Here is a 19,146-nt window from a genome sequence, read left to right on the forward strand (position 1 = left end):
AAGCTGTCTAAAGCTCTCTCCTTGCTTTCTCAATTCATATATTTGAACTTTATCTTCATAAGTTAATTTCATTATAAAACACCCCAAAAGTTAGATTTTTTCTGTCTAACTTTTGGGGTGCAGTTCATAGATGAAGGCGTTTTTTTTATCTCTCTTCAATCCTCCTGTAATATTTTTAATAAAACTCCAAAGTAGGAGTAATAATTAGAAGGTATGATAGTACTCGTATCATTTAAAGAAAGAGAGAACACAAATATGTTCAACAAAAATACAATTAAAAAAGAAACATCTGTCAAGTTAGGAGTAGCTGGTCTATTGATTGGTGCGGCAGTTAGCCTTGTCAGTGTTGCCAATGCTGATTCTTATACCGTACAATCAGGAGATACCCTATCAACGATTGCCTCAAGTCATAATACAACTGTGGATCAATTGGTGTCACGTAACAATATCGCTAATGCCAATCAAATTAGTGTCGGTCAAGTTTTGGAATTGGATGCGACGACTTCTACCACAACGACCTCTGCTTCAACAGATCAAACCACAACGGCTTCATCAGCGACAGCTTCAACATCATCAACATTGAGCGCAGCTGATGCCGCAGCTAAGGAAGAAATTGCACAACGTGAATCAAGCGGAAGCTACACTGCACAAAATGGTCAATACTATGGTCGCTACCAATTGAGCTTGTCTTACTTGAATGGTGACTTATCTGCTGAAAACCAAGAGCGTGTTGCGGATGCTTATGTAACATCACGTTATGGTTCATGGTCAGCAGCTCTCAGTTTTTGGAATGCTAACGGTTGGTACTAAACCCCTAGGTCAACTATAGAAACTCAAACTTCCTGTAATATTTTTAATATAGTTTCAATGGTCAAGTAATAAAAAAATTATAAGATATATACCGTAAGAATAGAGAGGTATTCGTATTAATGTATAGTCGAATGATTAAATTACAGAACCAGAAACAAATTATGATTATAGGAGCTAGTGCTTTAGCAGCCCTTATTAGCTTGGGAATATTGATGCTAGCTTTTACAAATAGTAAGGCCGATACGGAAGTTTTGACAGTTGCTGATACTGTAAAGGTTAAAGAAAGTGCCTCTAAAGTGCAAGCTTCAACCAACGAGACGAAAACGACTGAAATTAGCAAGCAAGCGGTGACAGAAACGAAGGCTACTGAAACACCTGCTTCGTCAGCAGCACCTGTAGTGGAAAACAGTGAAGTGACCAACACTGCTCCACAGGCAGAAGTTGTCCAAACAAGCTATACTGTTTCTGAACCAACCACTCAACAACATGTCGCTAGCTCACAAACGCAATCTTATGCTACAGCTACAAGTTCAGCATCAACAACAGCTGCAGGAACGCTCGCAAATGGAAATACAGCAGGTGTAGTTGGCTCAAGTGCAGCAGCACAAATGGCAGCTGCAACAGGCGTCCCTCAATCAACATGGGAACACATTATTGCGCGTGAGTCAAATGGAAATCCGAATGTTTCTAACGCATCAGGAGCATCAGGTCTTTTCCAGACAATGCCAGGTTGGGGATCTACGGCAACTGTTCAAGATCAAATCAATTCAGCTATCAACGCCTACAATGCTCAAGGTTTATCAGCCTGGGGCTACTAATAAAAAAGTCATTGGTTGTACTAACCGATGACTTTTTTGATGTCTTGAATGTGATGAATAAGGTAATCTGGTTGACAAGATTCCAAGTCCTCTATTTTGCCAAATCCCCAACTAGCAGCAATTGTTTTGATACCAGCCGACTGCCCGCCCATAATATCGAAAGTAGTATCTCCAACAATAAAGGTGTCATCCAGATTAGGTTGATGTTCATGAAGACAAGCTTTAATAACGTCAACTTTTTTGAAACGATTGTCAATGGAACCGTAAATAGATTTGAAATAGGATGCAACTCCAAGATTATTTAACATCAGCTTAGCCATGGGTTCATGCTTACTTGTAGTAACGTAAATATCGTGTCCATTTTTTGTCAATTCTTGTAAAGATGTTTTGACGTTATCGTAAAGTGCAGTTTCTAAAACGCCTTTTTGGGAATAGTAACTTCTAAAAAAGTGAATAGCAGTTTCAATCTCCCCAGGGCTACTGAAAAAATTCTCAAACGTTGTTTCGAGTGGAGGGCCTATAAAGGTTAGTAGTTCTTTCTTGGCAGGTTCAGGTAGTTGACACTTTTTAAAAGTGTAGCGGAAACTGTTGAGAATACCTTGGCTAGAATCAACCAAAGTTCCATCAAGGTCAAATAGGATAGATTTCATGAGTTTCTCCTGTAAATGGATTACAAAGATTTATTGCCAGACATTCCTTGTCTCTGAAAGTCATCTTTAAAATAAAAGGGAAGAGTGACTTTATTTTTGAAAACTCAGCGTAAGAAAACTGTCTTTGGTAATAGTTGATGATAGTTGAGATAGCTGTTCCATGGGAACCAATGAGGATGATTTGATGACGATGGTCTTCTAAAAGTTTTTCAGGGGCTGTCACGTTTCTATCTTGAACTTCTTGTAAGGATTCACCATCACTTAGTTTGTAAGAAAAACCGTGCCATTGTGCCGAAGTGAAAGCGGTAAAATTTTCAATCCAAACCCTATTAATCTTTCGCTCTCTGAAGTCATCGATTTCCTGTATATCTAACTGATGGTCTATCGCAGTGGACTTAATGGTATCAATGGCTCTTTTGTAAGGACTTGAGAAGATAGCATCAATATGCCTATCCTTGAAAAATTGACGAATTAGTTGACTATCTTGTAAACTTTTAGTGGACAATTCTCTACTTAAATCATCGTGGTCATGGTAGTTAGGCTCGGCGTGCCTGATAAAATAGACTGTTGTCATTGGCCAAAAATCTCCTTGCTAATTTTTCGTCCTGTTGGTGTGGCAGCAAGTCCGCCCTCTGCAGTCTCACGGAAGGCAGTTGGAAGCACAGAGCCAACTTGATACATAGCATCGATAACTTCGTCAACCGGAATTTGAGATTGGATACCAGCGAGAGCCATATCAGCAGCAACAAGTGCAAAGCTAGAGCCCAACGCATTACGTTTAACACAAGGAACTTCGACAAGTCCAGCGACTGGATCACAGATAAGACCGAGCATATTTTTAATGACAAATGCGACTGCTTGACTAGCTTGAAAAGCTGTTCCACCAGCAACTTTTACAAGAGCAGCGGCAGCCATTGCGCTAGCAGAGCCCACCTCAGCTTGACAGCCACCTTCTGCACCAGAAATCGAGGCGTTATTACCAATAACAAGGCCGAAGGCTCCAGCCGTAAAGAGAAAGTTAAGTTGCTCTTTTGGGGTAAGGTTAAGTTTATCAATAGCTGTCGACAAAACGGCAGGGAGACAGCCTGCGCTACCAGCAGTTGGAGTTGCGCAAACTAAACCCATTTTAGCATTGAGCTCGTTGACTGCCATTGCATTGCGGACTGCTGTTAGGATAGTCGTATCAGAAAGTGTCTTACCTCTTTTTAGGTAATTGTCAATCTTAACAGCATCTCCGCCAGTTAAACCACTAATAGATTTACTACCTGTCAACCCATTGACAACGGAAGATTTCATGACCTCTAGATTTTTTGACATGATGTAGATAATTTCTTCACGGCTACGGCCAGTCATTTCAATTTCTGTAGTAATCATCAGCTCAGCAACGTTTCCATCAAAGCCTTGCTCCGCTTGTTCGACTAAATCTTTAATTGTATAAAACATTGTTCTCCCTTCTCTTAATCAAAAAAGTTAACATTGTGCAAATTAGGGATATCTTGAATTTCCTTGACAGCCTCGTGACAGTCTCTAGAATCAACTTCAATAATCATAATAGCCTTTTCACCAGCGCTCTCACGGGTTACATTCATCTGAGCGATATTGATATGATGCGCAGATAAAATGTCGGTCACCTTGGCAATCATACCCGGGACATCTTGATGCACAACGATAAGAGTCGGGGTATTCATTGTTAGTGAGACAGAAAAGCCATTAAGCTCCGTTACTTGAATATTACCCCCACCAATTGACACACCTGTAATACTCATACTCTTGTTCCCCTTTTTGACAGTTATTTTAGCCGTATTAGGATGGGGAGTATTGCTGTCTTTTAAAATATCCCAGTAAATTCGGATGCCTTTCTGATGAGCAATTTCAAGAGAATTTTTAATATTCGGGTCGTCAGTATCCATGCCAAGAATCCCAGCGACAAGTGCCTTATCCGTTCCGTGTCCCTTGTAGGTTTTAGCAAATGAATTGTAAAGGTGAAAGGTCACTTCCTCAGGTTCTTCACCAAAAATAGAGTAGACTACTTTGCCAATACGCACAGCTCCTGCAGTATGGCTCGATGATGGTCCAATCATGACTGGTCCGATGATATCGAATACTGATTGGAATTTTAGATTATTCATAAGATTTCCTCGCCTATTTTATAACTAACTTATTATAACAAATTCGCTTTTAATAAAATAGCTTTGCTATCATTTCAAAACCAAAGAGAAAACGTAATCAAGGTATCAAAATCGTGCACGGCTTCTTCATTCATGCTATAATAGTAAGGCGCTTTTTGTGGCGCCTCAAAATCGACCTTCAAATCGTTTTTTGAATTCAAATTTTGAAATACGACCTTCAAATCGTTATTTCTACGAAAAGATGGGAGAAAATTTATGTCTGATAACTCGAAAACACGTGTTGTCGTTGGAATGTCTGGAGGAGTTGACTCTTCTGTGACTGCTCTGCTATTGAAACAACAAGGCTATGATGTCATTGGGGTTTTCATGAAAAACTGGGATGACACTGATGAATTTGGTGTTTGTACCGCAACTGAGGACTACAAGGATGTAGCAGCTGTTGCTGACCAAATCGGTATTCCTTACTACTCTGTCAACTTTGAAAAAGAGTATTGGGACCGTGTCTTTGAATATTTCTTAGCAGAATACCGTGCAGGACGCACGCCGAATCCAGATGTTATGTGTAATAAGGAAATCAAATTCAAGGCTTTCTTGGATTATGCCATGACATTGGGTGCTGATTATGTAGCAACTGGTCACTACGCACAAGTATCACGAGATGAGGACGGAACAGTTCACATGCTTCGTGGCGCTGATAATAACAAAGACCAAACTTATTTCTTGAGCCAATTGTCTCAAGAGCAATTGCAAAAAACCATGTTCCCATTGGGGCACTTGAAAAAACCAGAAGTTCGTCGTATTGCTGAAGAAGCAGGTCTTGCGACGGCTAAGAAAAAAGATTCAACAGGAATCTGTTTTATCGGTGAAAAGAACTTTAAAGAATTTCTTAGCAATTACCTTCCAGCGCAACCAGGTCGTATGATGACTGTTGATGGTCGTGATATGGGTGAGCACGCAGGTCTCATGTATTACACTATTGGCCAACGTGGTGGTCTCGGTATCGGTGGTCAACACGGTGGCGATAATCAACCTTGGTTTGTTGTCGGTAAAGATTTATCACAAAATATTCTTTACGTTGGTCAAGGATTCTACCATGAGTCATTGATGTCTGATAGTTTGAAGGCTTCAACGGTTCACTTCGCTCGTGACATGCCAGAAGAATTTAGTTTTGAATGCACAGCGAAATTCCGTTACCGTCAACCAGATAGTAAAGTCACTGTGCATGTAAAAGGGGATAAGGCAGAAGTGGTCTTTGCTGAACCACAACGTGCTATTACACCGGGACAAGCTGTTGTTTTCTATGACGGTCAAGAATGTCTTGGCGGAGCTATTATTGACAATGCCTACCGCAATGGAGAAATTTGTCAGTACATTTAAGTTGACAGCTTATTGACAATGAAGTGTTGACTTTTAAAAGATAAATGCTAAAATAAATCTAACAATAACTATGATGGTCAAAGCTCATGGATATTGCAGGTCTTTTGATGTGCAATTCTCCAAAGCTTTGGTCATTTTTTGTGTTATAAATTAATCGTAATTTAGAAAGAGAGATTAAAATGACTCAAGAATTTTCTGAGCACTATGATGTCATTGTTATCGGTGCAGGGCATGCTGGCGTTGAAGCCAGTCTGGCTGCCAGCCGTATGGGGTGTAAAACCTTACTTGCGACTATTAATCTAGAAATGTTGGCTTTCATGCCGTGTAACCCCTCTATCGGTGGCTCTGCTAAAGGGATTGTCGTCCGTGAAATTGACGCTCTTGGTGGGGAAATGGGTAAGAATATTGATAAGACCTATATCCAAATGAAGATGCTAAATACTGGTAAAGGACCAGCAGTCCGTGCTCTCCGTGCGCAAGCTGACAAGGCACTTTATTCTCGAACAATGAAGCAAACAGTTGAGCGTCAAGAAAATTTGACTCTCCGTCAGTCTATGATTGAAGAAATCTTGGTTGAAGATGGTAAGGTTGTCGGTGTTCGTACGGCCACGAATCAAAAATTCTCTGCTAAAGCAGTAGTTGTGACGACAGGGACAGCACTTCGTGGCGAAATTATCTTGGGTGAGCTTAAATATTCTTCGGGTCCAAATAATAGCTTAGCTTCAATTGGACTTGCCGATAATTTGAAAGAATTAGGTTTAGAAATTGGTCGTTTCAAAACGGGTACACCTCCTCGTGTCAAAGCCTCATCAATTAACTATGATGAAACTGAAATCCAACCTGGTGATGAAAAGCCAAATCATTTTTCATTCTTGTCAAAGGATGAAGATTACCTCAAAGATCAGATTCCATGTTGGTTAACTTATACCAACCAAAACAGTCACGATATTATCAATAAGAACCTTTATCGTGCACCGATGTTTTCAGGAATTGTCAAAGGGGTGGGGCCACGCTATTGCCCATCAATTGAAGATAAGATTGTTCGCTTTGCAGATAAGGAACGACACCAATTGTTTTTAGAGCCAGAAGGGCGTCAAACAGAAGAAGTTTACATTCAAGGACTTTCAACTAGTCTACCAGAGGATGTTCAAAAAGAATTGATTCATTCTATTAAAGGTCTTGAAAATGCTGAGATGATGCGTACAGGTTATGCCATTGAATACGATATTGTTTTACCACACCAACTACGTGCAACTCTTGAAACTAAAAAAATCTCCGGTCTCTTCACTGCCGGACAAACAAATGGGACTTCGGGGTATGAAGAGGCGGCCGGTCAAGGTTTGGTTGCTGGGATCAATGCTGCACTTAAAGTTCAAGGGAAACCAGAACTGATTTTGAAACGTAGTGATGCCTATATTGGGGTTATGATTGATGACCTGGTAACTAAAGGAACTTTGGAGCCATATCGTCTCTTGACTAGTCGTGCTGAATATCGTTTGATTCTTCGTCATGATAATGCTGATATGCGTTTGACAGAAATTGGTCGACAAGTTGGGTTAGTTGATGATGAACGTTATCAAGTTTTCCAAATTCGAAAAAACCAATTTGATAATGAATTAAAACGTCTTGATTCTCTCAAATTAAAACCTGTTGCAGATACCAATAAGCGTATCCAAGAATTTGGTTTTAAGCCCTTAACAGATGCTTTAACGGCCAAAGAATTTATGCGCCGTCCAGAGATTACTTATGACATTGCAGCAAGTTTTGTTGGTCCAGCTGCAGAAGAATTAGATACTAAAGTCGTGGAGTTGTTGGAAACAGAAATTAAATACGAAGGTTACATCAATAAGGCTCTTGACCGGGTTGCAAAAATGAAACGAATGGAAGAAAAACATATTCCAGCGAATATTGACTGGGATGATATTGATTCGATTGCAACAGAAGCTAGACAGAAATTTAAGAAGATTAATCCAGAAACGATTGGGCAAGCTAGTCGTATTTCGGGGGTTAATCCCGCCGATATCAGTATTCTGATGGTTTATCTAGAAGGTCGTCAAAAAGGCCGCAAAAAGTCATAGAAACGTAACCTCACAAACCCAGCTACCCCTATAACTTAGGGGTGTTTTATGGTATAATTAACTTTTAAAGAGGTTAATTAATGAAAAGATTTCGTTTTGCAACAATCCACCTAGTATTGATAGGTTTGATTTTATTTGGAATATTAGCCATCAGCATCCGCTTGGTACATACTCAGCTCTTCCTCCTACTGATAGCTTTGGTGATTTTTGCATTAGTGATTGCTCTGCTTTATTATCAAAAATTTTCCTATGAGCTGTCTGAGCAGGAGCAGATTGAATTGCTCAATGATCAGACTGAAGGAACCCTGAAACGACTTTTGGAGCAGATGCCGGTTGGGGTAATCCAATTTGATCCAGACACCTTTGATATCGAGTGGTTTAATCCGTATGCAGAGCTGATTTTCACAGATGAAGCAGGCAATTTTTTAGCGGATAACGTTAGGGAAATTATTGCTTACAAGCGTGAAAGCTCGGCTAATCAAGTTTTCGAGTTGAGTGGAAATAAATACGCTGCCTATCTAGATTTATCTTCGGGTATGTTTTATTTCTTTGACATGTCTCAGGGTTATCGCCAGCTAGGTAGTGACTCTGCATTTCGTCCTGTTATTGGCATTATTTCTGTAGATAATTATGATGATATGATTGACAGTCTATCTGATAGCCAAGTGTCTCAGGTTAATAGTTTCGTTTCGAATTTTATTTCAGAGTTTGCCCACTCAAAAGGGATATACTATCGTCGTGTTAACATGGATCGCTTTTATTTTTTCACAGATTACTCTGTTCTCAAAGAGTTGATTGATGGTAAATTTTCCGTTATGGATGAGTTTAGAAAACAATCTCAAGAGGCACAGATTCCGTTGACCTTAAGTATGGGGATTTCATTTGGCAGTGGAAAACACAATCAAATTGGTCAGATTGCCTTACAAAATCTTAACACAGCTCTGGTTCGAGGGGGGGATCAGGTTGTCGTTAGAGAAAATGATGATAACAAAAAAGCCCTCTATTTTGGTGGCGGATCTGTGTCGACAGTAAAACGATCTCGAACGCGGACGCGAGCCATGATGACAGCTATTTCCGATCGTATGAAGGTGGTTGACAGCGTCTTTGTTGTCGGTCATCGTCGTATGGATATGGATGCTTTGGGTGCCTCAATCGGGATGCAGTTTTTTGCAAGTAATATTGTTAATGCCAGTTATGCCATTTATGATCCAAGTGACCTAAATGTAGATGTATCGCGTGCAGTTGCAAGTTTACTTGATGATGGCGAGACACGATTGATAACTGTCAATCGTGCTTTGGAATTGGTGACTCCGCGATCCCTCTTGGTTATGGTAGATCACTCTAAAATTTCTTTAACACTGTCTGAGGAACTTTACAGTAAATTTACAGATGTGATTGTCGTGGATCATCATAGGCGCGATGAGGGTTTCCCCAAAAATGCGGTTCTATCTTTCATTGAAAGCGGAGCCAGCAGTGCGAGTGAACTGGTGACTGAACTGATTCAATTTCAGCAGGCTAAAAAACGTCTTAGCTCAACACAAGCCAGTATTTTAATGGCTGGAATTATGTTGGATACTAAGAATTTTGCAGCTAATGTCACGAGTCGAACTTTTGATGTGGCAAGTTATTTGCGAGGATTGGGTAGCAATAGCACAGAAATTCAAACGATTTCAGCCATTGATTTTGAAGAATATCGAAGCATTAACGAGCTCATCCTGAGGGGAGAGCGGACCTTTGATCAAATGATTATTGCTACGGGTGAGGATGACAAACTTTACACGAATGTTATTACGAGTAAAGCTGCGGATACCCTGTTAGCGATGGCAGGGATTGAAGCAACTTTCGTTATAACCAGAACGGGAGCTGATAGAATTTCAATATCTGCACGTAGTCGCAGTAAAATCAATGTCCAACGTATTATGGAAACCATGGGTGGCGGAGGTCACTTTAATTTAGCAGCCTGTCAGTTGACAAATGTGTCAACTATTCAGGCTAAAGAACTGTTATTCAAAACAATTAAGGAAGACTTAGTTGAAAATCATTTAATAGAAAACGAGGAGTAAGAATTATGAAAGTTATTTTCTTAACAGATGTCAAAGGTAAAGGTAAAAAAGGAGAAATCAAAGAAGTGCCAACAGGCTATGCTCAAAATTTCTTGTTGAAAAAAAATCTCGCTAAAGAAGCGACAACTCAAGCTATCGGAGAGTTGAAAGGAAAACAAAAATCAGAAGAAAAGGCTCAAGCAGAGTTGCTTGCTGAAGCTAAACAACTCAAAGAAGAGTTGGCTAAAGAGGAAACACGTGTTCAGTTTATCGAAAAAGTTGGTCCAGACGGTCGTACTTTCGGATCAATTACAGCTAAAAAAATTGCTGAAGAATTGAACAAGCAATTTGGTTTAAAAATTGACAAACGTCATATTGAACTAGATCACACGATCCGTGCAATTGGTCTTATCGAAGTGCCAGTTAAACTTCATAAAGATGTGTCAGCAGTTATTAAAATTAACGTCAAAGAAGCTTAATTGAGGTCGATGTTTAGGAGGAAGTAAGTTGGCAGAAGCACCTGAATTACGCGTACAGCCCCAGGATTTGTTAGCAGAGCAGTCGGTGTTGGGGTCAATCTTTATTTCGCCTGATAAATTAGTCATGGTCCGAGAGTTTATCGGACCTGATGATTTTTATAAGTACGCTCATAAGATTATTTTTAGAGCCATGATCACTTTGAGTGATCGTAATGATGCTATCGATGCAACGACAGTTCGAACGATTCTAGATGATCAAGGAGATCTTCAAAATATTGGAGGGCTGGCCTACATTGTTGAGTTGGTTAACAGTGTTCCTACGAGTGCCAATGCAGAATTCTATGCTAAAATTGTAGCTGAGAAATCGATGCTTCGAGATATTATCGCCAAGTTGACAGATACTGTCAACCTAGCATATGAAGGCTCTGTTGAATCAGATGAAATCATTGCAACAGCTGAGAAGGCTTTGATTGATATCAACGAGCATAGCAACCGCAGCGGTTTCCGTAAAATCTCTGATATTTTAAAAATCAATTACGAGAATTTAGAAACCCGCTCACAGCAAACTTCAGATGTGACAGGGCTACCGACAGGATTTCGTGACCTAGATAAGATTACAACAGGTTTACACCCTGATCAACTAGTTATTCTAGCGGCACGTCCAGCTGTTGGTAAAACAGCTTTTGTTTTGAATATCGCTCAGAATGTCGGAACGAAGCAAAATAAGCCAGTTGCCATTTTCTCTCTAGAAATGGGGGCTGAAAGTCTTGTTGATCGTATGATTGCTGCCGAAGGGATGGTTGATTCGCACAGCCTTAGAACCGGACAGCTGACTGACCAAGATTGGCAAAATGTCACCATTGCTAATGGTGCTCTAGCAGAAGCTCCTATTTATATTGATGATACACCTGGTATCAAGATTACAGAGATTCGAGCTCGTGCGCGTAAATTGGCACAAGAGCTTGAAAGTGGATTGGGACTGATTGTCATTGACTACTTGCAGTTGATTACAGGGAGTCGTCCTGAAAACCGTCAACAAGAGGTGTCTGAGATTTCGCGCCAGCTAAAAATTTTGGCCAAAGAATTAAAAGTACCTGTCATAGCGCTCAGTCAGTTGTCTCGTGGCGTGGAACAGCGTCAGGATAAACGTCCAGTCTTGTCTGATATCCGTGAATCAGGGTCAATTGAGCAAGATGCTGACATCGTGGCCTTTCTATACCGTGATGATTATTATCGTAGAGAGGGCGATGAGCAGGAAGAGGGCATCGAAGATAATACCATCGAGGTCATTCTCGAAAAGAACCGTGCTGGAGCACGTGGAACGGTTAAACTAATGTTCCAAAAAGAATATAATAAATTTTCCAGTATCGCGCACCGCGAAGAATAGAAGGAGAAACCTATGAGTGACGCATTTGCAGATGTTGCTAAAATGAAAAAAATTAAAGAAGATATTAAGGCCCATGAAGGACAATTGGTAGAATTAACTTTGGAAAATGGACGTAAGCGTGAAAAAAATAAAATTGGTCGCTTAACAGAAGTTTACTCATCTTTGTTTATCGTAGAATACAATGAACAATCAGATGTGCCAGGAGCCATCAATAATACTTACGTTGAGTCATATACTTATTCAGATATTTTGACAGAGAAAACGCTTATTCGTTATTTTGACTAGGATAAATGGCTTTACAGAGCCATTTTTTTTTGTTATAATACTCTTTGTGTGAAATAGCAGCAGAAAAATATGAAGCTCGTCAACAGAGAGTTATTATTAAGTAACCTTTGCTGTTTTAGGCGAAGATTCTCTGCACGAATCAGGATTTTTCAAGTGACTATTTCCTCAGATTTATTATTTTAGAGGAGGACATTTTAATGTCACGTTATACAGGTCCATCATGGAAACAATCACGTCGCCTTGGTTTGTCACTTACAGGCACAGGTAAAGAATTGGCACGTCGTAACTACGTACCAGGTCAACACGGTCCAAACAACCGTAGCAAACTTTCAGAATATGGTTTGCAATTGGCTGAAAAACAAAAACTTCGTTTCTCATACGGTATGAGCGAAAAACAATTCCGTAACTTGTTCGTACAAGCTACTAAAGTTAAAGGTGGAACACTTGGTTTCAACTTTATGGTTCTTTTGGAACGTCGTCTTGACAACGTTGTTTACCGTCTAGGTCTTGCAACCACTCGTCGTCAAGCTCGTCAATTCGTTAACCACGGTCACATCCTTGTTGACGGCAAACGCGTTGATATCCCTTCATACCGCGTAACTCCAGGTCAAGTGATTTCAGTTCGTGAAAAATCACTTAAAGTTCCAGCGATCCTTGAAGCTGTTGAAGCTACTGTTGGACGTCCAGCATTCGTATCATTTGATGCTGAAAAACTTGAAGGAACACTTACTCGTCTTCCAGAACGTGATGAAATCAACCCAGAAATTAACGAAGCACTTGTCGTTGAATTCTACAACAAAATGCTTTAATTTTAAAATTATTATTGAGAAAAGCCTGTTTAAGGGCTTTTCTTTTGGCTTCAAGTTTAGTAACTAGTTGAATAATGGCTAGCAAAAAACCCCAAGGTACATACAGTTCTTTGGGATTTTATTATTTTAGTAGTTTTATAAGTGTTTCATTTATGAAACAATAGACAAATTTAAAATTTATCTGGAAGAAGGCTTAACAAAATATCAGTAATCTGTTGAGGTGGTTCTTGTTTGCCACGAGTTATCCACATTTGATAGACTCCGAACATGGCATGGCTGAGATAAACACTACTGTATAGCTTATCCACAGGGGTATTTTTGTCAAAGGCCTCTTTTGAAATGATCATTTGCAGTTTATTGCGAATGAAGTTTTGAAGCTCTTTACTTCCATTTTGAGTTAGTAGCGCGGCGAATAGCGATTCCTTATCTAAAAATTTAAAGATTTCTAGAAGAGCCTGTTCTTTTTGAAAATTAGGATTATCAAAAATATCCTCTAGTCGCTTAAAGAGTGACTGTTGGTAGAGGTCAATCATTTCATACTTATCTTTATAGTGGGTATAAAAACCAGAGCGACTGATGCCAGCACATTTGGCGATATTACTCGTGCTAATCTCATCGAAACTCTGCTCTTGTAGCAAAGTAATCATAGCTTCTTCAATAGCTTTTTTAGTGCGCTCACGACGGTTATCTGTAGACATTTTTCACTCCTTTTTGCACATTTTTAAACACTCTGTCTAAAAAATAGACTTATGCCTTGATTTTCAATCTAGTCATTGTATAATATATTCTATCAAAAAATGAACAACGTGTCTAAAAAGGAGAAAAATGTTAGAGGAGCTAAAAGCCATTCTTAAAAGTCCGAAAGTTTGGATTACAATGATTGGGGTTGCCCTAGTCCCAACATTATACAATGTTATTTTTCTAAGTTCAATGTGGGATCCATATGGGAACGTTGATAAATTACCAGTTGCAGTTGTCAATGAGGACAAATCAGCAACTTTAAATAATAAAAAGTTGACGATTGGTGATGATATGGAGGAAAGTCTTGCTAAGAGTAAGAGTCTAGATTTCCATTTTACATCAGCAACTAAGGCGAAAAAAGGTTTAGAAAATGGTGACTATTATATGGTTATCACTTTCCCGAAAGATATGTCAAAAAAAGCAACTAGCCTTTTGACAAAAAATCCTGAAAAAATTACAATCAATTATCAAACGACTAAGGGGCGTAGCTTTGTCGCTTCTAAAATGAGTGACTCAGCTGTTACCAAACTTCGTGAAAAGGTTTCTAAATCCATCACACAAACTTATACAAAAGCTGTTTTTAAAAGCATGTCATCTTTGCAGACAGGTATGACCAAGGCAGCAGATGGTGGGCAACAATTGGTTGCTGGTGCTGATAAGCTAAAAGATGGTGGTCAGACTTTATCGACCAATTTAAATACATTATCAAGTTCAAGTCAAACCTTCTCAGTTGGCGCAACAACTTTAAATGATGGCTTGACAACCTATACCAATGGGGTCGGAACACTTGCGACTGGTTTAGGGACTTTATCGAGTGGTCTTGTTACTTATACTAACGGTGTTAAGACCCTTTCAGATGGTAGTCAGAAGGTATCTGATGGTTTAACCACCTATACTAATGGAGTTAGTCAGTTAGCAACAGGTTTGAATACTCTAAATAGTAAATCACAGGAGCTTGTTGATGGTATTACTACTTTGCAAAATGAAAGCACCTCTGGCGTAGGTCAGCTTCTCACAGGAGCTCAACAGCTATCTGCGGGTCTTCAACAGTTATCAAGTGCAGTTAATGGTCTTTCAACATCCAATAATAGCATTGACATCTCTACTATTTCACAACAATTACAAAATTTTGATACATTAAGTGATGAGTTGTCACAGATGGCAACTGGTATTGCCTCTTCTGTCAATTCAGCAGATATTCAGGCTGTGCAGGCTACTTCGGCCTATCAATCTTTAACAGCTGAGCAACGGAATGAAATTAATAATGCTCTTGCTGCATCAAAAAATAATGCAGTTAGTCAAGCTGTTGGACAAATTTCACAAATTCAAAATCAATTATCATCTTTAAATGGTGTCGCATCTAAACTAAGTGGTTTATCATCTGTATTAAGTAATTTACCTCAGCTACAGTCAAATCTCAATTTAGCTATCAATGGGAATGGTACTACTGAAAATCCTGGTTTACTTCCTGGTAGTCAAAGTTTGGTCGCAGGCTTAGAGCAATTAGATTCTAGCTTGACAAGCAATGAAGGTTTGCCTAAATTAGTCTCTGGAATTACAGAGTACACAGCCGCTGTTTCTAAACTCAATACTGGTGCTAGTAAATTGGCTGCAAACAATTCTCAATTGACGAGTGGCATGACACAAATTTCATCAGGTGCTGCTAAACTTGCTGCAAATAACAGCCAATTAACCAGCGGAGCAAATAGTGCTAAATCTGGTGCTGACCAGCTTGCAGCTAACAATAGTCAATTAACTTCAGGCGCAAGCAAATTAGCAGATGGCGCTAATCAGATTGCTTCTGGCTCTGCTAAGTTAGCAGCTGGTGGTAATCAGTTGACAAGTGGCTTGACAACCTTGTCAAACGGAGCTAATACGCTCACAAGTTCCTTGATGTCAGCAGGGAAACAATTAACGACAGTTACTGTCAAAGACAACAATGCTAAAACAGTCTCTAGTCCGGTTACTGTGAAACATACTGATAAGGATAAGGTTTCTACCAACGGTGTTGGTATGGCGCCTTACATGATGTCAGTTGCCTTGATGGTTGCTTCCTTGTCAACCAACGTTATCTTTGCTAAGGCTTTGTCTGGTAAAGAACCTAAAAATCGTTTTGAATGGGTTAAGAATAAATTGTTGGTTAATGGTATTATTTCTACAGGCTCAGCTATTATTCTATTCTATGCTGTCCAAATGGTTGGTGTTCATCCAAATCATCCTGGTAAAACCTTGCTAGTAACTCTTCTAGCAGCCTGGGCAATGATGGCTGTAGTAACTGCTCTTGTTGGTTGGGATAATCGTTATGGTTCATTTATTTCATTGATTATCTTGCTATTGCAACTAGGCTCAAGTGCTGGTACTTATCCAATCGAATTAAGTCCCAAAATCTTCAAGACCTTGCAACCCTTCCTTCCAATGAGTTACTCTGTTTCAGGACTCAGACAGACCATCTCAATGACTGGTCAAATTGGAACGCAAGTAACAGCCCTGATTGGTTTTCTTATAGCCTTTATGATTTTAGCAGTTCTGATTTATCGTAAACAAGAAGATTGATATATGATAGAGTTGAAGTTTTTCTTCAGCTCTATTTTTTGAGCAAATTGCTTGCGCCATGAGGGAAAAGAGATTATACTTGACTTGTCAATAATTGACTCATCAAGCATAGGAGGTTATCGTTTGGAAGTCAGTACGTTATTATATCGTTTAAAAATCGCAGACCAACAAACGACGCAGCTTTTTGAAAAGAATCTTGGTATTAGTCTGACACGCTATGAGATACTTCAAGTCTTATTAGAAAAGGCTCCCTGTAGTCAAGTAACTTTACAAGAGTCTCTCCAAATTGACCAGGCAGCTATTACGAGACATTTGCGTATTTTGGAGGAAGAAGGGTATATTTTACGTCAACTGAATCCTAAAAATCAGCGCGAGCTTTTGGTGTCATTGACTACGAAGACACAGTCGGAATTGGTAACCAGTCCTTCCCCAGAACATCTTCGTATTAAACAACAAATCGAAGAACTACTTAGTCAGGATGAAATCAATCACTTATCATCAATACTTGACAAACTTGTCAAGGGATTTGACAATATCACATTTTAACTATAGGAGTAAAACATGTCACTTATCACCGTTATTTTAGCAACCTTAGTAGCTTTGGAACACTTTTACATTATGTATTTAGAAACTTTTGCCACACATTCAGACTCAACTGGGCGCGTGTTCAACATGACCAAAGAAGAACGTCAACGTCCATCTGTAACCAATCTTTTTAAGAATCAAGGGGTTTACAATGGCTTGATTGCGGTATTTTTGTTGTATGGATTGTTCATTTCACACAACACAGAAGTGGTTACACTCTTCTTGATTAATGTGGTTGCTGCGGCAGCCTATGGAGCTGTGACAGCGGATAAAAAAATCATCTTGACACAAGGTGGTTTGGCTATCCTAGCTCTAATTTCATTGCTCTTTTAAGAACTAAAAAGTAGACGTCGGTTGGCGTCTACTTTTTGTTTTATTGAACCGTAATATCTCCCGTACTGCTGTTAAGAGTAAGGAAGTTTTCGCTTGAAGGTTTGAGGTCTGACGTGATATCAGAATCCCCTAATTGACTGTCTTGGTTGATAGTGAGGTCATATTTAGCAAGGTTGATATCAATATCACCTGTGTTAACTGTAATATGATTCCTCTTAGTGACCGTGAGGTCAGAACCGGTGAAGTCTCCCATACTAAGGTTAATCTTGCTATTGACGATGGCACCTGTACTGATGTCAATGTCCCCTGTGCTAGTTTCAAGGGTTGTATCAAGGAGGTCGCTATCATTAAGGTAAGTATCACCTGCGTCTAATTTAATAGTAGACTTGGTTAGTTGGCTAGCTTGGCTTTCTAGGTCGCCTGCTGAAATATGAACTTCGCTGCTAGCGATTTTAACACTCTCTAAAGAAAGGTCCGCCGTTTGAATGTTAGCTTTGAGGGACTTGATATTGGTACCTTTGGGAAGCGTAATCGTTAGGATATTTTTAGAAGCAATCCCAAATCTTCCTTGCTGGAATAAGTCGCTTAAATTGTAAAATTTCCAGGTCTGTTTAGCATGACCCGTGTAGCGTTTACCCTTATCATTAATCGTCAATGTTTTATCTTTGACGGTGTAGCTTAGGTCGGGCTTTTTAGAAGTCGTATAGGATAATCTAGGTTTGTCAATATTGGCTGTCGCGATAATCACATCATAGCGGTGGTTCGTTAGGTCAATACGGTCAAAACTTTCTAAATTCACTTTTTTATAATGAGTTTTTGGTGTCTGACTTTGTTTTTGCAGTTCTTTGGCTCCACCAGAAGCAAAGCCATAGGCGGTCAGACCAGCACCGATTAAACTAACTGAAAGACCGATTCCAAAAATAATTTTCTTCCACGTTTTCATGATTTTCTCCCTTTATTAATTCCCCAGCGAATGGCAGCCCCAACGCCTTTGAAGAGTAATCTTGCCAGTTCAAAGATAACAAATAGCGCTAGCAATGCCAAGCCAATAGCTAAAAGTCCTAGGCCAATAGCTAGAATAGTCGCAGAAATCGAAGTTGACAGGTATGTAAAGCCTCCGTAAATGATCATAACTCCTGCAGGAAAGGCAGCGAGACTAATAGCGATAACAGTAGCAATAGCAGCAAATCCGATAGCAATAACGGTGACACTAGCGGCAAAGATAAATAGAGCTAGCGGAAAAGCAATCGGTGAGGCTAAAACAGCTAAAATAGCAATCCAGGCAATTTGCGCACGCTTGCACGGTGTTTTTTCATCGTCAGATAGGTGTTTGCCTAGAATATTATGAATGATTTCGTTGGCAGCCTCTTTTGGAGAACCAAGGTTTTCGATAACCTGCACCTCATTTTCAGGTCAGGTCCAGCTTCGTCAAAATACTCGGTAAAATAGTCCATAGCCTCTACGTAATCTTCGTGAGGAAGGCGTTTGAGGTATTTGTCCAATTGCTCTAAATATTCAGTCCTTTTCATGTTTCGATCTCCCTGTGATAATTCCGTCAACCGTTTCGGTGTAGCTTGCCCACTCTTCCTTTAGGTAAATAAGCTGCGCTCGACCGTCGTCGGTGAGGGTGTAGTACTTACGCTTGCGCCCTTGATATTCTTGATTGTAGGTCGTCAGATAGCCAGCCTTCTCCAATTTTTTTAGAATAGGGTACAAGGTTGATTCTTTGATGTTGGCGATTAATTTGATGGTCTGACTGATATCATAGCCGTAAGAATCCTCTTTTTCAATAATGGCTAGAATCAGAAATTCGATAACTAGCGATGATGTCGGAAAGTACATAGACTAACCTCCCTTTATTATGTATAAATTTTATATACCCGTGGTGCTAGTTAATTTCAAAATACCATAAAAAGCCCAAAAGGACTATACTGTAAGTGACCAAACAAACAGAGAGGACGTCCTAATGAGCTACTTACAGTATACCGCAAAACCCCATCACTTACAATGGAATATCAAGCAATTATCAAAACTTTGCCATCAGCTATATCGTGATTATTGTCCTGAATC

22 protein-coding genes and 2 pseudogenes are annotated in these 19,146 nt (G+C 39.6%); 13 read left to right on the plus strand and 11 right to left on the minus strand.

Annotation, left to right across the window (positions count from 1 at the left end; translation table 11 throughout):
- Positions 1 to 72 (minus strand): annotated as a pseudogene (locus tag IYQ92_RS09360) (transposase); the annotation flags it as partial.
- A gap of 183 nt (positions 73 to 255) precedes the next feature.
- On the opposite strand from IYQ92_RS09360, the gene IYQ92_RS09365 reads away from it, so the two are divergent.
- The gene (locus IYQ92_RS09365) at positions 256 to 810 is read left to right on the plus strand and encodes a LysM peptidoglycan-binding domain-containing protein (RefSeq protein WP_195676401.1); all 555 of its coding nucleotides are present in this window, start codon (positions 256 to 258) and stop codon (positions 808 to 810) included.
- Between the two features lie 131 nt (positions 811 to 941).
- On the plus strand, positions 942 to 1,628 hold the full coding sequence (locus IYQ92_RS09370; RefSeq protein ID WP_229311375.1) for a transglycosylase SLT domain-containing protein: 687 nt from the start codon (positions 942 to 944) through the stop codon (positions 1,626 to 1,628).
- Positions 1,629 to 1,648: 20 nt separating this feature from the next.
- On the opposite strand, the gene IYQ92_RS09375 is transcribed toward IYQ92_RS09370, so the two are convergent.
- The 5 genes from IYQ92_RS09375 to IYQ92_RS09395 form a co-directional block, all read right to left on the minus strand.
- Complete coding sequence (locus IYQ92_RS09375) at positions 1,649 to 2,278, minus strand: HAD hydrolase-like protein (RefSeq protein WP_195676403.1); 630 nt, start codon at positions 2,276 to 2,278, stop codon at positions 1,649 to 1,651.
- Positions 2,259 to 2,852 carry a histidine phosphatase family protein gene (locus tag IYQ92_RS09380; RefSeq protein WP_195676404.1) on the minus strand — a complete coding sequence of 198 codons (594 nt, stop codon included), beginning with the start codon at positions 2,850 to 2,852 and terminating at the stop codon, positions 2,259 to 2,261. Before IYQ92_RS09380 ends, IYQ92_RS09375 begins: the two co-directional genes overlap by 20 nt.
- Positions 2,849 to 3,721 carry an L-serine ammonia-lyase, iron-sulfur-dependent, subunit alpha gene (gene sdaAA / locus IYQ92_RS09385; RefSeq protein WP_195676405.1) on the minus strand — a complete coding sequence of 291 codons (873 nt, stop codon included), beginning with the start codon at positions 3,719 to 3,721 and terminating at the stop codon, positions 2,849 to 2,851. Before sdaAA ends, IYQ92_RS09380 begins: the two co-directional genes overlap by 4 nt.
- Before the next feature lie 14 nt (positions 3,722 to 3,735).
- The gene (sdaAB, locus tag IYQ92_RS09390) at positions 3,736 to 4,407 is read right to left on the minus strand and encodes an L-serine ammonia-lyase, iron-sulfur-dependent subunit beta (RefSeq protein ID WP_195676406.1); all 672 of its coding nucleotides are present in this window, start codon (positions 4,405 to 4,407) and stop codon (positions 3,736 to 3,738) included.
- 74 nt (positions 4,408 to 4,481) lie between these two features.
- Positions 4,482 to 4,628 carry a hypothetical protein gene (locus IYQ92_RS09395; RefSeq protein WP_195676407.1) on the minus strand — a complete coding sequence of 49 codons (147 nt, stop codon included), beginning with the start codon at positions 4,626 to 4,628 and terminating at the stop codon, positions 4,482 to 4,484.
- A gap of 34 nt (positions 4,629 to 4,662) precedes the next feature.
- Between IYQ92_RS09395 and mnmA the strand changes: the two genes are divergently transcribed.
- The 7 genes from mnmA (at position 4,663) to rpsD (ending at position 12,864) form a co-directional block, all read left to right on the plus strand.
- Positions 4,663 to 5,784 carry a tRNA 2-thiouridine(34) synthase MnmA gene (mnmA, locus tag IYQ92_RS09400; RefSeq protein ID WP_195676408.1) on the plus strand — a complete coding sequence of 374 codons (1,122 nt, stop codon included), beginning with the start codon at positions 4,663 to 4,665 and terminating at the stop codon, positions 5,782 to 5,784.
- Positions 5,785 to 5,963: 179 nt separating this feature from the next.
- Positions 5,964 to 7,862 (plus strand): tRNA uridine-5-carboxymethylaminomethyl(34) synthesis enzyme MnmG, encoded by a 1,899-nt coding sequence (gene mnmG / locus IYQ92_RS09405; RefSeq protein ID WP_195676409.1) that lies wholly within the window; start codon positions 5,964 to 5,966, stop codon positions 7,860 to 7,862.
- A gap of 80 nt (positions 7,863 to 7,942) precedes the next feature.
- Positions 7,943 to 9,925 (plus strand): DHH family phosphoesterase, encoded by a 1,983-nt coding sequence (locus IYQ92_RS09410; RefSeq protein WP_195676410.1) that lies wholly within the window; start codon positions 7,943 to 7,945, stop codon positions 9,923 to 9,925.
- 5 nt (positions 9,926 to 9,930) lie between these two features.
- The gene (gene rplI / locus IYQ92_RS09415; protein WP_195676411.1) at positions 9,931 to 10,383 is read left to right on the plus strand and encodes a 50S ribosomal protein L9; all 453 of its coding nucleotides are present in this window, start codon (positions 9,931 to 9,933) and stop codon (positions 10,381 to 10,383) included.
- Positions 10,384 to 10,411: 28 nt separating this feature from the next.
- Complete coding sequence (gene dnaB, locus IYQ92_RS09420; protein ID WP_195676412.1) at positions 10,412 to 11,770, plus strand: replicative DNA helicase; 1,359 nt, start codon at positions 10,412 to 10,414, stop codon at positions 11,768 to 11,770.
- Positions 11,771 to 11,782: 12 nt separating this feature from the next.
- Positions 11,783 to 12,055, plus strand: a complete 273-nt coding sequence (locus tag IYQ92_RS09425) for a Veg family protein (RefSeq protein WP_195676413.1) — start codon at positions 11,783 to 11,785, stop codon at positions 12,053 to 12,055.
- 197 nt (positions 12,056 to 12,252) lie between these two features.
- Positions 12,253 to 12,864 (plus strand): 30S ribosomal protein S4, encoded by a 612-nt coding sequence (gene rpsD, locus IYQ92_RS09430; RefSeq protein ID WP_195676414.1) that lies wholly within the window; start codon positions 12,253 to 12,255, stop codon positions 12,862 to 12,864.
- 170 nt (positions 12,865 to 13,034) lie between these two features.
- Here rpsD and IYQ92_RS09435 read toward each other — a convergent pair whose 3' ends face one another.
- A complete protein-coding gene (locus IYQ92_RS09435) occupies positions 13,035 to 13,562 on the minus strand; it encodes a TetR/AcrR family transcriptional regulator (protein ID WP_195676415.1) in 528 nt (175 codons plus the stop codon).
- Between the two features lie 127 nt (positions 13,563 to 13,689).
- Here IYQ92_RS09435 and IYQ92_RS09440 point away from each other — a divergent pair, with 127 nt between their 5' ends.
- The 3 genes from IYQ92_RS09440 (at position 13,690) to IYQ92_RS09450 (ending at position 17,076) form a co-directional block, all read left to right on the plus strand.
- Positions 13,690 to 16,158, plus strand: coding sequence for a YhgE/Pip domain-containing protein (locus IYQ92_RS09440; RefSeq protein WP_195676416.1), 2,469 nt, complete (start codon positions 13,690 to 13,692; stop codon positions 16,156 to 16,158).
- A gap of 123 nt (positions 16,159 to 16,281) precedes the next feature.
- The gene (locus IYQ92_RS09445) at positions 16,282 to 16,704 is read left to right on the plus strand and encodes a MarR family winged helix-turn-helix transcriptional regulator (RefSeq protein WP_195676417.1); all 423 of its coding nucleotides are present in this window, start codon (positions 16,282 to 16,284) and stop codon (positions 16,702 to 16,704) included.
- 15 nt (positions 16,705 to 16,719) lie between these two features.
- Positions 16,720 to 17,076 (plus strand): DUF1304 domain-containing protein, encoded by a 357-nt coding sequence (locus tag IYQ92_RS09450; RefSeq protein ID WP_195676418.1) that lies wholly within the window; start codon positions 16,720 to 16,722, stop codon positions 17,074 to 17,076.
- A gap of 40 nt (positions 17,077 to 17,116) precedes the next feature.
- On the opposite strand, the gene IYQ92_RS09455 is transcribed toward IYQ92_RS09450, so the two are convergent.
- Genes IYQ92_RS09455 through IYQ92_RS09465 form a run of 4 tightly spaced genes read right to left on the minus strand, consistent with a single transcriptional unit; the run spans position 17,117 to position 18,918 of the window.
- Entirely contained in the window at positions 17,117 to 18,019 is a 903-nt protein-coding gene (locus tag IYQ92_RS09455) for a DUF4097 family beta strand repeat-containing protein (protein ID WP_195676419.1), read from the minus strand.
- A complete protein-coding gene (locus IYQ92_RS09460; protein ID WP_324253082.1) occupies positions 18,016 to 18,477 on the minus strand; it encodes a hypothetical protein in 462 nt (153 codons plus the stop codon). The genes IYQ92_RS09455 and IYQ92_RS09460 overlap by 4 nt, the downstream gene beginning before the upstream one ends.
- Positions 18,411 to 18,605, minus strand: coding sequence for an HAAS signaling domain-containing protein (locus tag IYQ92_RS10735; protein WP_420705758.1), 195 nt, complete (start codon positions 18,603 to 18,605; stop codon positions 18,411 to 18,413). Before IYQ92_RS10735 ends, IYQ92_RS09460 begins: the two co-directional genes overlap by 67 nt.
- Complete coding sequence (locus IYQ92_RS09465; RefSeq protein WP_195676420.1) at positions 18,592 to 18,918, minus strand: PadR family transcriptional regulator; 327 nt, start codon at positions 18,916 to 18,918, stop codon at positions 18,592 to 18,594. The genes IYQ92_RS10735 and IYQ92_RS09465 overlap by 14 nt, the downstream gene beginning before the upstream one ends.
- 124 nt (positions 18,919 to 19,042) lie before the next feature.
- Between IYQ92_RS09465 and IYQ92_RS09470 the strand changes: the two are divergent.
- Positions 19,043 to 19,146, plus strand: a pseudogene (locus tag IYQ92_RS09470) (IS982 family transposase); the annotation flags it as partial.

Source organism: Streptococcus sp. HF-1907 (genome assembly GCF_015594605.1).
In the GTDB taxonomy this organism is placed as follows: Bacteria; Bacillota; Bacilli; order Lactobacillales; family Streptococcaceae; genus Streptococcus.

Excerpts from the sequence above, each read along its gene's own strand:
- IYQ92_RS09365 (WP_195676401.1), top strand. The coding sequence starts at position 256 with ATGTTCAACAAAAATACAATTAAAAAAGAAACATCTGTCAAGTTAGGA.
- IYQ92_RS09370 (WP_229311375.1), top strand. The coding sequence starts at position 942 with ATGATTAAATTACAGAACCAGAAACAAATTATGATTATAGGAGCTAGT.
- IYQ92_RS09375 (WP_195676403.1), bottom strand. The coding sequence starts at position 2,278 with ATGAAATCTATCCTATTTGACCTTGATGGAACTTTGGTTGATTCTAGC.
- IYQ92_RS09380 (WP_195676404.1), bottom strand. The coding sequence starts at position 2,852 with ATGACAACAGTCTATTTTATCAGGCACGCCGAGCCTAACTACCATGAC.
- sdaAA (WP_195676405.1), bottom strand. The coding sequence starts at position 3,721 with ATGTTTTATACAATTAAAGATTTAGTCGAACAAGCGGAGCAAGGCTTT.
- sdaAB (WP_195676406.1), bottom strand. The coding sequence starts at position 4,407 with ATGAATAATCTAAAATTCCAATCAGTATTCGATATCATCGGACCAGTC.
- mnmA (WP_195676408.1), top strand. The coding sequence starts at position 4,663 with ATGTCTGATAACTCGAAAACACGTGTTGTCGTTGGAATGTCTGGAGGA.
- mnmG (WP_195676409.1), top strand. The coding sequence starts at position 5,964 with ATGACTCAAGAATTTTCTGAGCACTATGATGTCATTGTTATCGGTGCA.
- IYQ92_RS09410 (WP_195676410.1), top strand. The coding sequence starts at position 7,943 with ATGAAAAGATTTCGTTTTGCAACAATCCACCTAGTATTGATAGGTTTG.
- rplI (WP_195676411.1), top strand. The coding sequence starts at position 9,931 with ATGAAAGTTATTTTCTTAACAGATGTCAAAGGTAAAGGTAAAAAAGGA.
- IYQ92_RS09425 (WP_195676413.1), top strand. The coding sequence starts at position 11,783 with ATGAGTGACGCATTTGCAGATGTTGCTAAAATGAAAAAAATTAAAGAA.
- rpsD (WP_195676414.1), top strand. The coding sequence starts at position 12,253 with ATGTCACGTTATACAGGTCCATCATGGAAACAATCACGTCGCCTTGGT.
- IYQ92_RS09435 (WP_195676415.1), bottom strand. The coding sequence starts at position 13,562 with ATGTCTACAGATAACCGTCGTGAGCGCACTAAAAAAGCTATTGAAGAA.
- IYQ92_RS09440 (WP_195676416.1), top strand. The coding sequence starts at position 13,690 with ATGTTAGAGGAGCTAAAAGCCATTCTTAAAAGTCCGAAAGTTTGGATT.
- IYQ92_RS09450 (WP_195676418.1), top strand. The coding sequence starts at position 16,720 with ATGTCACTTATCACCGTTATTTTAGCAACCTTAGTAGCTTTGGAACAC.
- IYQ92_RS09455 (WP_195676419.1), bottom strand. The coding sequence starts at position 18,019 with ATGAAAACGTGGAAGAAAATTATTTTTGGAATCGGTCTTTCAGTTAGT.
- IYQ92_RS10735 (WP_420705758.1), bottom strand. The coding sequence starts at position 18,605 with ATGAAAAGGACTGAATATTTAGAGCAATTGGACAAATACCTCAAACGC.
- IYQ92_RS09465 (WP_195676420.1), bottom strand. The coding sequence starts at position 18,918 with ATGTACTTTCCGACATCATCGCTAGTTATCGAATTTCTGATTCTAGCC.